The sequence below is a fragment of the Lentzea sp. genome (assembly GCF_036380075.1).
Lineage (GTDB): Bacteria > Actinomycetota > Actinomycetes > Mycobacteriales > Pseudonocardiaceae > Lentzea.
In genome coordinates this window covers 1-12,955 of record NZ_DASVFL010000154.1, presented here as the reverse complement: position 1 = coordinate 12,955, position 12,955 = coordinate 1, and the positions used below count along the sequence as shown (strand labels likewise).

10 protein-coding genes are annotated in these 12,955 nt (G+C 72.2%); 6 read left to right on the top strand and 4 right to left on the bottom strand.

Annotated elements, in window-relative coordinates:
* From VF330_RS18205 to VF330_RS18180, 6 genes are all read left to right on the top strand, one after another.
* Nucleotides 1-1,242 (top strand): MFS transporter (locus VF330_RS18205; RefSeq protein WP_330852810.1); only part of this gene is annotated, 1,242 nt, incomplete at its 5' end.
* 15 nt (nt 1,243-1,257) lie between these two features.
* Nucleotides 1,258-2,001 (top strand): TauD/TfdA family dioxygenase, encoded by a 744-nt coding sequence (locus VF330_RS18200; protein WP_330852809.1) that lies wholly within the window; start codon nt 1,258-1,260, stop codon nt 1,999-2,001.
* The gene (locus VF330_RS18195; RefSeq protein ID WP_330852808.1) at nt 1,998-3,539 is read left to right on the top strand and encodes an acetolactate synthase large subunit; all 1,542 of its coding nucleotides are present in this window, start codon (nt 1,998-2,000) and stop codon (nt 3,537-3,539) included. Before VF330_RS18200 ends, VF330_RS18195 begins: the two co-directional genes overlap by 4 nt.
* Nucleotides 3,536-4,423, top strand: a complete 888-nt coding sequence (locus VF330_RS18190) for an NAD(P)-dependent oxidoreductase (RefSeq protein WP_330852807.1) — start codon at nt 3,536-3,538, stop codon at nt 4,421-4,423. Before VF330_RS18195 ends, VF330_RS18190 begins: the two co-directional genes overlap by 4 nt.
* On the top strand, nt 4,420-4,629 hold the full coding sequence (locus VF330_RS18185) for an MbtH family protein (protein WP_330852806.1): 210 nt from the start codon (nt 4,420-4,422) through the stop codon (nt 4,627-4,629). The genes VF330_RS18190 and VF330_RS18185 overlap by 4 nt, the downstream gene beginning before the upstream one ends.
* Nucleotides 4,630-4,641: 12 nt before the next feature.
* Nucleotides 4,642-9,480: an amino acid adenylation domain-containing protein gene (locus tag VF330_RS18180; RefSeq protein ID WP_330852805.1), complete on the top strand. Its 4,839-nt coding sequence runs from the start codon at nt 4,642-4,644 to the stop codon at nt 9,478-9,480.
* Between the two features lie 47 nt (nt 9,481-9,527).
* Here VF330_RS18180 and bioA read toward each other — a convergent pair whose 3' ends face one another.
* From bioA to VF330_RS18160, 4 genes are all read right to left on the bottom strand, one after another.
* Nucleotides 9,528-10,856 carry an adenosylmethionine--8-amino-7-oxononanoate transaminase gene (bioA, locus tag VF330_RS18175; RefSeq protein WP_330852804.1) on the bottom strand — a complete coding sequence of 443 codons (1,329 nt, stop codon included), beginning with the start codon at nt 10,854-10,856 and terminating at the stop codon, nt 9,528-9,530.
* A 239-nt stretch (nt 10,857-11,095) separates the two neighbouring features.
* Complete coding sequence (gene pdxY, locus VF330_RS18170; protein WP_330852803.1) at nt 11,096-11,947, bottom strand: pyridoxal kinase PdxY; 852 nt, start codon at nt 11,945-11,947, stop codon at nt 11,096-11,098.
* 333 nt (nt 11,948-12,280) lie between these two features.
* Nucleotides 12,281-12,757: a nuclear transport factor 2 family protein gene (locus VF330_RS18165; protein WP_330852802.1), complete on the bottom strand. Its 477-nt coding sequence runs from the start codon at nt 12,755-12,757 to the stop codon at nt 12,281-12,283.
* Nucleotides 12,754-12,955: hypothetical protein (locus VF330_RS18160; protein ID WP_330852801.1), on the bottom strand; the 202-nt coding region annotated here is incomplete at its 5' end. The genes VF330_RS18165 and VF330_RS18160, both read right to left, overlap by 4 nt.

Sequence of the window (12,955 nt, the reverse complement as noted above, 5' to 3'; positions counted from 1 at the left end):
CACGTGGGTGAGCGCGCCCTGCGGCACAACCGGGACTTCCGGCTGCTGTGGCTCGGCCAGGCGTTGTCGGCCCTCGGTTCGACGATGTCGTCGGTGGCCCTGCCGCTGCTGGTGCTGCTGATCACCGAGTCACCGGTGAAGGCCGGGATCGTCGCACTGGCCGGCAACCTGCCGTTCGTCCTGCTGCAGCTGCCCGCCGGGGCGTACGTCGACCGGCTCGACCGGCGCGCGGTGATGCTCACGTGCGACCTCGGCCGGGCGGTCGCCGCGGGCAGCGTCGCGGTGGCCCTGGTCATGGGCGAGCTGCACTTCGCGCACCTGGTGGTCGTCGCGGCGGTCGACGCGACGCTGGCGGTCCCGTTCCAGCTGGCCGAGTCGGCCGCGCTGCGCAGGATCGTCGACGACGAACGGCAGCTGCCGACGGCGATCGCGCTGAACCAGGCCCGCACCTACGGCACGGAGCTCGCCGGGCAGCCGCTGGGCGGCCTGCTGTTCGGGATCAGGAGCTTCCTGCCGTTCGTGGCCGAGGCCCTGGCCTACGTGGGCTCGCTGCTGACCGTGCTGGCCCTGCGCACACCGCTGCCGGCGCCCGCCCGGACCGAGGTGCCGCACCTGCGGCGCGAGATGAAGGAAGGCGTCGTCTGGTTCTGGCGCAACCCGTTCCTGCGGTCGACGGCGTTGTTCGTCTCCGCGAGCGACTTCGTCATCAACGGCCTGTTCCTGCTGCTCGTCGTCATCGCGCAGCGCAGGGGGACGTCCGAGATCGAGATCGGCCTCATGCTCGCCCTCGGCGGCGCCGGGGGAGTGCTCGGTTCCGTCGTGGCACCGCTGATCCAGAAGCGGGTCACGTCGCTGCGGCTGGTCGTCGCGGGCGTCGCCTGGATCGGCGCGCCCGCGGTCGCGGCACTCGCGCTGGCGACCGACTACGTGTCGACGGGCCTGCTGCTCGGCCTGACGCTGTCGGTCTGGCCGGTGTGGAACGCGGTGATCATGGCGCGCTGGCTGGTGCTGATCCCGGACGAGCTGATGGGACGGGTGCAGAGCGCGGCGGTCCTGGTGGCCGGGGCGCCCGTGCCGCTCGCCGGGCTGACCGGCGCGTTCCTGTACGAGCGCATCGGCGCCACCGGCGCCCTGCTGGTGTTCGCCGCGATCATGCTGCTCGTCGCGGTCCTCGCCACCATCAACAAAACGGTCCGCGCCGCGAGTGCGCGGGACCGTCTCGTGACTCACCACACCACCTGATCCGAGGAGGACGTCATGGCCAGGAGTCCCGACAGCGTTCTGTCCTGTGTGGACATGAACGGCACCGAGCTCGCCGACGGCGTGCTGCGGTACGCGTTCCGGCAGTTGCTGGGCAACAACGGTTTCGTGCACGTGGTGGACGTTCCCGAGTCGTTCGACCACGTGGCGTTCCTGAAGGAGATGGGCGAGTTCCAGCCGACGCCCACGGGGACGGTGGTGGGGGACGTGAAGCCGGAGCGCGGGATGGACGACGTCAACCACGGCCAGAACCGCGGGGCGTTGACGCCGCACACGGAGGGCTACGAGTTCCAGGGAACTCCGCCCCGCTACCTCGCTCTCTGGTGCGTCACCCCGCCCGCCGGGCAGGGCGGCGAGACCACGATCTTCGACGGCCACCGCATCCTCGCCGAGTTCACCGAGGAGGAACGCTCCCACCTGCGGGACACCGTGTACCGCTGGGGTTCCACCGAGGGCCTCGCGCGCCACGGCGTCCGCCCCACCGCGGAGCACCCGGTGCTGGAGGAACGCGACGGCGAGGTGATCCTCCGGTTCTCCACCAACTACCTCGCCGTGCCGGAGGGCGACGACGTGGCCCGGCGGCTGGTCGACCGGGGCAACGAGCTGTACGCCGAGCGCCACATCGCGGTCCGCTACCGGCGGCGTGACCTGCTGGTCTGGGACAACTGGCGGATGCTGCACTCCCGCAACGCCTTCGAGGACCCCGAGCGGCACCTCAAGCGCGTGCAGATCGCGGCATGAACGGCGCCCAGGTGGTGGTGGAGACCCTCGGCGCCGCCGGCGTCGAGGTCTGCTTCACCAACCCCGGCACGTCGGAGATGCACCTGGTCGCCGAGATGGCGGCCAGGCCCGTGATCCGCAACGTGCTGTGCCTGTTCGAGGGGGTCGCGACCGGTGCCGCCGACGGCTACGGCCGGATGGCGGACCGGCCCGCGGCCACGCTGCTGCACCTCGGGCCCGGTCTCGGCAACGGCCTGGCGAACCTGCACAACGCCCGCCGGGCCGGCACCCCGCTGGTGAACCTCGTCGGCGACCACGCCACCTACCACAAGGCGTTCGACCCGCCGCTGGACTCCGACATCGAGGCCATGGCCGGCACCGTCTCGGCCTGGGTCCGGCGGACCACGAGCGTCGAGGACGTCGGCAGGGACGCGGTGGACGCCGTCGTCGCAGCCCGGACGAGACGCGGGGTGGCCACTCTCGTCCTCCCCTCGGACGTCTGCTGGTCGGACGGGGCGAGCGCGGCCCCGGTCCCGGAGTCCACACAGGACACCTTCGACGCGGGCGAGGTCGAGCGGATCGCCAAGGTGCTGCGAGAACAGGACGGCTGCCTGCTCTTCGTCGGTGGCGCGAACATGCGACGGGCTGGACTGCGTGCGGCCAGCCGGATAGCGCGGGCGACCGGGTCCGCGCTGCTGGCGGAGAAGTCGCCGGCCCGGCACGAGCGCGGAGCGGGCATCCCGGACCTGGCGCGGCTGCCGTACCCGGTCGACGACGCCCTGGCCGCGTTGCGCGGCTACCGGCACGTCGTGTTCGCCGGTGCCCGGCCCCCGGTGGCGTTCTTCGCCTATCCGGGCAAGCCCAGCGCTCTCGTCGCCCCGGACACCGAGGTGCACGAGATCGGCGCGGTACCGGCGGCGCTGGAGTACCTGGCCGACCTGGTCGCGGCCGACGTCCGCCCGGACGACGGCCCCGCGCCTCGTCCGGGCCTGCCCACCGGCGAGCTGACGGCGGACGCGGTCGCGGCCGTCGCCGGTGCGCTGCTGCCCGAAGGCGCCGTGCTCGTCGACGAGTCCATGACCTCGGGTCAGCGGCTGCCGGCCTCGACGGCCGGCGCGCCGCCGCACGACTGGCTCAGCCTCACCGGCGGGTCGATCGGCATGGGCACCCCCGTCGCGACCGGAGCGGCACTCGCCTGCCCGGGCCGTCCGGTGCTCTGCTTCGCGGCCGACGGCAGCGCGATGTACACGCCGCAGTCCCTGTGGACACAGGCGCGGGAGGGCCTGGACGTCACCACCGTGGTCCTGAACAACTCCTCCTACGCGATCCTCGCGGGCGAACTGGGCAGGGTCGGCGTCTTCCACGACGCCGACCTGGCCAGGGCCCGCGAGTTCATCGACATCTCCGGGGTGGACTTCGTCGCCCTGGCCGCGGGGATGGGCGTGCCCGCGACCAGGGCCGACACCGCGGAGGGGTTCGCGGCCCAGCTCCGCGAGGCACTCGCCGAGCCCGGTCCTCACCTCATCGAGGCCGTCGTGCCACCCGTGGCGGCGTTGTGAGGGGATCCACGTTCTCCCAGATCTCCGTGCTGCCCGGCGTCTGGCCGTCCGCCGAGCTGCTGGAGCGGTTGCGGCCGATGAGCGAGCGACCGCCGTTGGTCGTCGACGACTGGCCGTCGGCCGTCCGGGGTGAGTTCGCCAGGACGGACGCCGTCCTGGCCGGGTGGAAGGACGAGCTCGGCGCGGACCGGCTGGCGCAGTTGCCTTCGCTGCGCTACATCGGCCTGCGCGCCACGTCGACCGACCGCGTGGACCTCGACTACGCGAGCAGGCACGGCGTCACGGTCTCGCCGATCCACGGGTACGGCGACATCGGCACGATCGAGTTCGTCGCCGAACAACTCCTGGTGCGGGCACGGCACGCCGCCCCGGCACGCGGGGAGCTGTCCGGACGACGCCTGGGCATCATCGGCTTCGGCAACGTCGGGCAGGGCGTCGGCCGGATCGCCACGGCACTGGGCATGGACGTCGTGTTCCACACGCCCAGGCCGCGCGAGACCCCCGCGGGCGCGCCGCGATGGGCTCCGCTGCACGAGGTGCTGGCCACCGCCGACTACCTGTCCTTCCACTCGCCCGCCTACCACCACGTCATCGGCCCGCGGGAGCTGGAGCTCGTCCGGCCCGACGCCGTCGTCCTCATGACGACCCTCGGCCTGCCCGTGGCCGAGACGGATCTGGTCGCGTGGCAGCGAGCCCGCACCGGGAAGGTCGTGCTCGACCTGTGCGCGGGACACGGCCTGTCCGACGTCGCCCGCCAGCTGCCCGGTCTCGAGCTGCACGAGCTCTACGCCGCGAGGACCACCGAGTCGGTGCGCCGGGCCGAAGCCGGGCTGCTGGCGAACCTCACCGCCGCACTGGACCCAGCCGAGGGGAGAAGTCGTTGACAGCCAACCCGTTCGACGCACCGGACGAGCAGTTCCGCGTGCTCGTCAACGCCGCGGGGCAGCACTCGCTGTGGCCGGCGTTCGCGGACGTGCCCGCGGGGTGGACGAGCGTCTTCGGACTCGCCGGCCGCGAGTCCTGCCTGACGTACGTCCAGGAGCACTGGACGGACCTGCGACCGCAGAGCCCGCGGGCACAACCGAGCTGACAGGAGCGACCAGTGGACGTCGGCCATCTCATCGACGAACAGATCCGCCTGCGGGGCGACGCCGCGATCGCGGTCGTGGCCGACGACGGCCGGCTGACCTACCGCGAGCTCGGTGTCGCGGCGGGCGAGATCGCCGCGGCACTTGTGAAGGCCGGTGTCCGGCCGGACGACGTCGTGGCGGTGCGGCTGCCGAGGGGGACCGGGCTCGCGGCCGCGCTGCTCGGCGTGCTCTGGTCGGGTGCCGCGTACCTCCCGCTCGACCCCGACGCGCCGGGCCCGCGCGTGCAGCGGATGGTCGACGCCGCGGGGGCGAGGTTCATCGTCACCGACGGAGCCGCGCCCGAGGGTGTGCAGGTGGTCGAGCCGGGGCGGGAAGTGGCCGGACCGTGCGCGACGCACCCCGACGACCTCGCGTACGTCGTGTTCACGTCCGGTTCGACCGGCAAGCCGAAACCCGTGGCGGTCCCGCGTGGTGCGCTGGCCGGCCACGCGCTGGCCGTGGCGGAGAAGTACGAGCTGACGGCGGAAGACCGCGTGCTGCAGTTCGCCAACGTGGCGTTCGACGTGCACGCCGAGGAGCTCTTCCCGACGCTGGCGGTCGGCGGCCGGGTGGTGGTCATGCCCGAGGCGGTGCCGCCACCCGCGCGCCTGGAGGCCTTCCTCGCCCGGGAACAGGTCTCGGTGGTCAACCTGCCCACCTCGTACTGGACGCGGTGGACGCACGCGCTCGGGTCGGTGGAAAGCCTGCGGCTGGTGGTGATCGGCAGCGAAGCCGGCCACGCCGCGGACCTGCGGCGGTGGCGAGACCACTGCCCGGTGCCGGTCGTCAACGCCTACGGGCTCAGCGAAACCACGATCACCACCACCGTCGCGGACCTGTCCGAAGTGGACGAAGGCGTGCTGCCCATCGGACGGCCGCTCGCCGGCATGCGGGTCCACGTCCTGGACGACCGGCTCAGGCCGGTCGCGGACGGCGCTGTCGGCGAGCTCTACGTCGCCGGTGCGGGCCTGGCCCGCGGCTACGTGGACCGTCCTGACCTGACGGCCGAACGGTTCGTCGCCAGCCCGTTCGAGGCGGGCCGGCGGATGTACCGCACCGGCGACCTCGTCCGGACGAGCGCGGGTCAGCTGCGCTTCGAGGGCCGTGCGGACGACCAGGTCAAGATCCGGGGAATCCGCGTGGAGCCGGAAGAAGTCCGGGCCGCACTGGAGGAACATCCCGAGGTCACGTCCGCCGCCGTGGTCGCGCGCCGCGACGGCAACGGCGAGACCGGACTGGTCGGGTACGTCGTCTCCGAGCACGAGGACTCGGCGGAACGCGTCCGCGAGTGGCTCGGTGCACGGCTGCCGTCGCACCTGGTCCCGCGCGCGGTGATCCGGTTGGAGCGGCTTCCGTTGATCGGCAACGGAAAACTCGACAAGTCCGCGCTGCCGGAACCCCAGCTGCCGGTCGCCACCGTCCCGCCGCGCAACGCCGGGGAAGCGCGCCTCTGCGCGTTGTTCGCCGAGGTGCTCGGCGTGGCCGAGGTCGGGGTGCACTCGAACTTCTTCGACCTGGGCGGGCACTCGCTGCTGGCCGCCCAGTTGGTGGGCCGGCTCGACGTCGACGTCCCCGTCCGGTGCGTCTTCGACGCCCCGACTCCCGCTGGGCTGGCCGAGCTGGTCCGGGCACACGGGACGGCGAGGGCGGCGATCCGGCCGGTGGCACGGCCTGACCTGGTCCCGCTCTCCCCGGCGCAGCGGCGGATGTGGTTCATCGGCCAGCTGGGCGCGTCCGCCGCGTACAGCCTGCCGTTCGCCATCCGGCTGCGCGGCGGCCTGGACCGCGCGGCCCTGGAAGCGGCGGTGGGGGACGTCCTCGCCCGCCACGAGGCCCTGCGCACGGTGTTCACCGAGTACCAGGGCGCTCCGCACCAGACCGTGCTCCCGGTCGGGTCGGTGCGCGTCGCCCTGCCGGTCGAGCACCCGGAGGACCTGGACGCCGCGATCCGGCAGGACGTCGACACGCCGTTCGACCTGTCCGCGGACCTGCCGCTGCGGGCCCGGTTGTTCGGCCTGGGACCGGACGAGCACGTGCTGCTGCTGACGGTGAACCACATCGGCACCGACGGCTGGTCGATGCGTCCCCTGGCGCGGGACCTGCACGACGCCTACGCGGCCCGGCTGTCCGGATCGGCACCCGCCTGGACCCCGTTGCCCGTGCAGTACGCGGACTACGCGCTGTGGCAGGCCGGGTTCCTGGGACCCGAGGGCGACCGGACACCGCCGATCGCCCGGCAGCTCGACTTCTGGCGCCGGACCCTGCGGGACCTGCCGGAGGACGCGCCCGCCGCCGACCTGCCGCGGCCGCCGGTCGCCACGGGACGCGGGGGAGCCGTGCCGATCACCATCGGGGCGCAGCCGCACCGGGCTGCGACCGCACTGGCCAGGCGGACGGGGACCACCGTGTTCATGGTCGTCCAGGCCACCGTCGCCGCGCTGCTGACGAGGCTCGGCGCCACGACGGACATCCCGATCGGCACCCCGGTGTCCGGCCGCGGCGACCCGGCGCTCGACGACCTCGTCGGGTTCTTCGCCAACACCGTGGTCCTGCGCACCGACACCTCCGGCGACCCGACCCTGCTCGACCTGGTGCGCCGGGTCCGCGCGATCGACCTGGACGCGTTCGACCACCAGGACGCGCCGTTCGACGACGTCGTCGAGACGGTCAACCCGGGCCGGTCGCTCGCCCGCAACCCGCTGTTCGGCGTCATGCTGCTCCTGGCGGGGGAGAGGGACGGCGACGGTTTTCGGTTGCCCGGCCTGGTGGCCGAGACGACCGACGTCTTCACCGGCGCGGCACTCGTCGACCTCGTGTTCGACCTCACCGAACGGCACAGCGCCGGCGCGTCGCCCACGGGCATCCACGGCAGGCTGGAGTTCGCCACCGACCTCTACCTGCCGGACTCGGCCGCGTCGATGGCGGCCCGGTTCGCCGCGCTGTTCGAGCGCTGGGTCGCCGAGCCGGACCTGCCGCTGTCCGAAGTGGACCTGTTCGTCGGCACCGAACGCGCGGACGTCCTCCACACGTGGAACGCGACCGACGTCCCGCTGCCCGACACCACACTGCCCGAGCTCGTCGAGAAACAGGTCGCCGCGACACCGCGGGCCGTCGCGATCAGGTCGGGGGACGGCGAGGTCACGTTCGCGGAGCTGAACGACCGGGCCAACCGGATCGCGCACCTGCTCCTGTCGCGCGGCATCGGTCCTGGCGACCACGTGGGCGTCCTGCTCGCCCGCGGGCCGCGGCAGGTCGAGGCGTTCGTCGGCGTGCTGAAGTGCGGCGCGGCGTACCTGCCGATCGACCCCGCCCACCCGGACGACCGCATCCGCTTCATGATCGAGGACGCCCGCCCGGCGGTCGTCATCACCGCGTCGGCCGGCTCTTTCCTTGACGACGCACTGGTTCTCGACGACCTCGCGGACTGGCCGGCGACGAATCCCCGTGCGGAGGACCGCCCGTCGCCGTTGACGCCGGACACACCGAACTACGTCGTCTACACCTCCGGCTCCACCGGGCGGCCCAAGGGCGTGGTGCTCCCGGCCAAGGTACTGCTCAACGAGATGCTCTGGCACGCGACCCAGGTGCCGCACGAGCCGGGCTCGCGGGTCGCCCAGTTCAGCGCCGTCGGGTTCGACATGTCGGAGCACGAGATGCTCACCGCGCTGATCAACGGCAAGACGTTGTGCGTCCCCGACGACGACACCCGCGCGGATCCGGCGCGCCTGGCCCGGTGGCTAGACGACGAGCGCGTCACCGAGTTCTACGCCACCAACGCGGTCATGGCCGCGGTCTACGAGGCCGCGACCGAGCAGGGCTTGGGGCTGGAGGCGTTGCGGCACCTGGTGCAGGGCGGCGAGATGCTCCAGCTGACCCCGTCGGTCCGGGCCTTCCACGCGGCCAGGCCGAACCTGGTGCTGCACAACGAGTACGGCCCGTCGGAGACCCACGGCGTGACAGGCGCCGCGCTGCCGGTCGACACCGCCGAGTGGCCGCACCTGCCCACCGTCGGCCCGCCGATCTGGAACACGCAGGTGTACGTGCTGGACGAGCGGCTGCGGCCGGTGCCGGTCGGGGTCGTCGGCGAGCTGTACCTGGCGGGCAACAACGTGGCGCACGGCTACCTCGGGCAGCCCGGCCTGACCGCGGCGCGGATGGTGGCGAACCCGTTCGGGCCGCCGGGAACGCGGATGTACCGCAGCGGCGACATGGGCCGCTGGCGCCCCGGCGGAACGCTGGAGCTGGTCGGGCGCGTCGACGACCAGGTCAAGATCCGCGGGGTGCGCGTCGAGCTGGGCGAGCTGAACTCGGTGCTGGCGACGCATCCGGCCGTCGGGCAGGCCGCCACCGTCCTGCGGGAGGACCAGCCGGGGGACCGGCGACTGGTCGCGTACGTCGTCCCCGACCGGTCGTGCCCCGCCCCGACACCCGCGGAGCTGCGCAGGCACGTCGCCGCCGCGGTGCCGGAAGCCGTTGTCCCGACGGCGTTCGTCGTGCTGGAGGCGTTACCGGTCAACGCCAACGGCAAGGTCGACCAGGCCAGGCTGCCGAAGCCGGCCCGTGTCGGCACGGCACGGCACGCGCCGAGCACCGACCACGAGACCGTGGTGTGCGACCTGTTCGTGGATGTCCTCGACGCCGACGAGGTGGGCGTGCACGACAACTTCTTCGAGCTGGGCGGGCATTCCATGCTGGTGACCCGGCTGCTGAGCCGGGTGCGCGGGAAGCTCGGCGTGGAGCTGACCGTGCGGATGGTGTTCGAGGCGCCGACGCCGGCCGAGCTCGCGGCCCTCATCGACGCCGCGGTGTGACCGGTGCGGACGAGGGCGGTGAGCCGTGTGCTCACCGCCCTCGTCCGTCAGTTCGCGAAGACCTCGTCCAGCGACGCCTCCACGACACCGGTCATCAGCTCCAGCTCGTCGGGCGTGATCGCCAACGGCGGCATGAGCACCAGCGTGTCGCCCAGCGAACGGATCCAGACCCCGCGGTCCTGCGCCGCCCGGCACACCCGGAACCCGGCTCGGGGAACGTCGGTGCCGAGCTCGATGCCCGTCATCACGCCGAGCCGGCGCACCTCGCGCACCGCCGCGTGCTTCGCGACGGGTCCGAGCAGGTCACCGAGCAGGTCGCCCTTCTGCCGGGCCACCGCGGGCAGGTCGAGCTCGGTGGCGATGGCCAGGTTCTCCAACGCCGCCGCGCAGGCGAGCGGGTTGGCCGCGTAGGTGTGACCGTGGAAGAACATCAGCGAGGGGTCCGAGTCGGCGAAGACGCTCGCCACGCGGTCCGTCGTCAGCAAGGCCGACAGCGGCAGCACCCCACCGGTGACGCCCTTGCCGCACAACATGATGTCCGGCACGATCCCGGCGTGCTCGGTGGCCCACATCCGGCCGGTCCTGGCCACCCCGGCGGCCACCTCGTCGCAGATCAGCAGGAAGCCGTGCCGGTCGGCCAGCGCGCGGCACGCCCGCAGGAAGCTCGCGTCGTACGGCCGCATCCCGCCCGCGCCCTGGATCATCGGCTCGACGATCAACGCACAGCACCGGCTGCCGACCTCGGCGAGCACCGACTCCAGCGACGCGATCGCCCGCGCCGCCGCGGCGGCGGGATCCTCACCGTTCACCGGCCCCGGCGACTCCGTTTTCCGGGCCTCGGGCAACAAAGGACCGTAGGCCGACCGCGACTGGTCGCCACCCATGATGCTCGACGCGCCGATGGAGTCGCCGTGGAAAGAATTCTCCAAATGCAGAATCACCTCCCGCGGGTCCCCGGAACGCACGGAGAACTGGTAGGCCATCTTGAGCGCCGCGTCGACCACCGACGCGCCGTCGTTGCCGTAGAAGACCTTCGACAGGCGGTCGGCGCTGTCAGCGGACGTCGGCGCCAGCTCGAGCAGGCGCTCGGCCAGCCTGATGCCCGGTGTGTGCGTCGCCCCGAAGAACGACGAGTGGTCCAGCTGCCCGAGCTGCTCGGCCACGGCGGCCTTGATGCGCGGATCCCCGTGCCGGTAGGAGGTCACCCAGAGCGAGCCGCACGCGTCGAGGAAGCGGCGGCCGGACACGTCCGTCAGCCACACGCCCTCGGCGCGGTCGATCACCAGCGGGTCGTCGGAGATCCAGTTCTGGTGCTGCGTGTAGGGGTGCCACACCGCTTTCCCGTCCCGCAGCTGCCAGTCGTGAACAACGCTCATCGATGTCATCCCGTCTCGGCGAGGTGATGTCAATCGAACGCGGCGGGCAATTCGTGGAACGCCCGGCGTGACGGTCGATTAAACGATGACTTCATCTTCACGGCCGGAATCGAAGAACGTCAAACTCGCTGTTTGTGCATTCTGCCGGGCGGGAATGGTGTGCGAATGGACGCCGTGGTGCCGAACAGGCCCACCACCCCGGAGCACCCAGGGTGGTGGGCCTGCCGCGTGATCCGGGCTCAGCGCACCTGCGTGGCCTTGAACTGCATCCGCGGGTTCGCGTAGAACTCCTGGGCCTGCACCAGCCGCAGCTCGCGCTCACCCGAGCGGTACGTCAGGTCGATCAGGTCGAAGACGCTCGACGCGGTGCGCTCCAGCGCCAGTGCCGCGTCCTTGGCCTGGACGTAGTGGGCGGTGAACAGCGCGGCCGTGACGTCGCCGGACCCGTTCGCCTTGAACGGCAGGTGCGGGGTGCTCACGAGCCACGACCCGGCGGTGTCCACGACGAGCATCTCGATCGTGCCCTCCTCCCGGTCGGGCCGCTCGACGCTCGTGACCAGCACGGTCGACGGCCCCATCGCGCGGGCCAGGTCTGCCGACGCCAGCGTCTCCTCGACGCTCGCCGGCTCAGTGCCGGTGAGGAAGCCCAGCTCGAACTGGTTCGGGGTGATGATGTCGGCGACCGGCACGACCCGGTCGCGCAGCAGCACGGGGATCTCGGGGGCGACGAAGCAGCCGGACTTGGCGTTGCCCATCACCGGGTCGCACGCGTAGAGCGCCGCCGGATTCGCGGCCTTCACCCTGCCCACCGCGTCGATGATCACGTCGGCGATGCCCGTGCCGCCCTGGTAGCCCGACAGCACGGCGTCGACCTGAGGGAACACCCCGCGTTCCTCAACCCCGAGCAGGATCTCGGCCACGTCCGACGGCGGCAGCAGCGGACCGCGCCACGCGCCGTACCCGGTGTGGTTGGAGAAGTTCACCGTGGGGATCGGCACGACCTCGACCCCGAGGCGCTGCAGCGGGAACACGGCGGCGGAGTTGCCGACGTGGCCGTGGGCGACGACCGACTGGATGGACAGAACCTTCATCCGCCCACCCTAGAACGGACGTGTCGACTTCGCGGCATTCCCCGGCCGCTCCGTGGGTGACCCGCGCTCCGAGCAGCAGCCCGGCCGCGACGGTCAGCAGTTGGAGGCGCTGGACCAGCCGCGCGGTGACACGGGACTGGTAGGCGCGGCTGACGGCGTTGGCGATGCGATTCCAGCTGTCGGCGACGACCTGCCCCGCGCGGACGGCCCGGTGGAGGAAGTGATCCACCGTGCTGTCGCTCAGCGGAGCCGAGATCGGGTGATCCGCGTGCGCGAGAGCGGCGAGCTCGGGACGTTCCACCGGTGCTGCCCGGCAGAACCAGGATGGTGCGCCTACTGGTTCGGGTGCCGGGCGTAGCGCTGGAACCGGTCGGGAAGCGGCTCCGAACCGGTGGTCTTGACACCCGCGACCCGGACCTTGCGGGTTTTGATCCGCCAGCGGTCGCCCTCGTCGACGAGTTCGTCCTCGTAGCAGCCCCAGATGTGCAGGTGCCGGTCCTGTTCGGTGTTGTCGTGGAAGGCGTACACGTAGGCGATGGTCCGCGCGGTGCCGTTGCCCACGTGCAGGAAGCTCACCGTCGAGACGTGGTGGCTGGTCGCGGTGTAGCGGCCGGTGGCCGTCGTGAACAGGGCGCGCAGCGCGTCGCGGCCCGCGGTGACGTTGCCGTGTCCGTAGTCGAACGATCCGTCCTCGGTGAACAGGTCGGCCAGCAGGTCGATGTCACAGCGGTCCACGCCGCGGCTGTAGGCGTGCAGCGTATCGCTGATCTCGGCGCGGGCCACCAGGTCGGCGCTGGTCAGGCGGGTCATCGGACCACCTCCGGGGTCGCGGGTTCGGCGAAGTCGGCGAGGATGGCCCGCAGCCGGTCGGGATCGTCGACGGGCCAGCCGAAGTAGGACGACACGCGGTCGACGCGGCCGCCGAAGCGCTTGCGGCACAGGGCCGGCATGTCTTCAGGGGTACCGATCAGCGCGATCTCGCCGAGGATCCGGTCGTCGATCAGGTCG

Coding starts and splice junctions, on each gene's coding strand:
- VF330_RS18200 (WP_330852809.1), top strand. CDS start 1,258: ATGGCCAGGAGTCCCGACAGCGTTCTGTCCTGTGTGGACATGAACGGC.
- VF330_RS18195 (WP_330852808.1), top strand. CDS start 1,998: ATGAACGGCGCCCAGGTGGTGGTGGAGACCCTCGGCGCCGCCGGCGTC.
- bioA (WP_330852804.1), bottom strand. CDS start 10,856: ATGAGCGTTGTTCACGACTGGCAGCTGCGGGACGGGAAAGCGGTGTGG.
- pdxY (WP_330852803.1), bottom strand. CDS start 11,947: ATGAAGGTTCTGTCCATCCAGTCGGTCGTCGCCCACGGCCACGTCGGC.
- VF330_RS18165 (WP_330852802.1), bottom strand. CDS start 12,757: ATGACCCGCCTGACCAGCGCCGACCTGGTGGCCCGCGCCGAGATCAGC.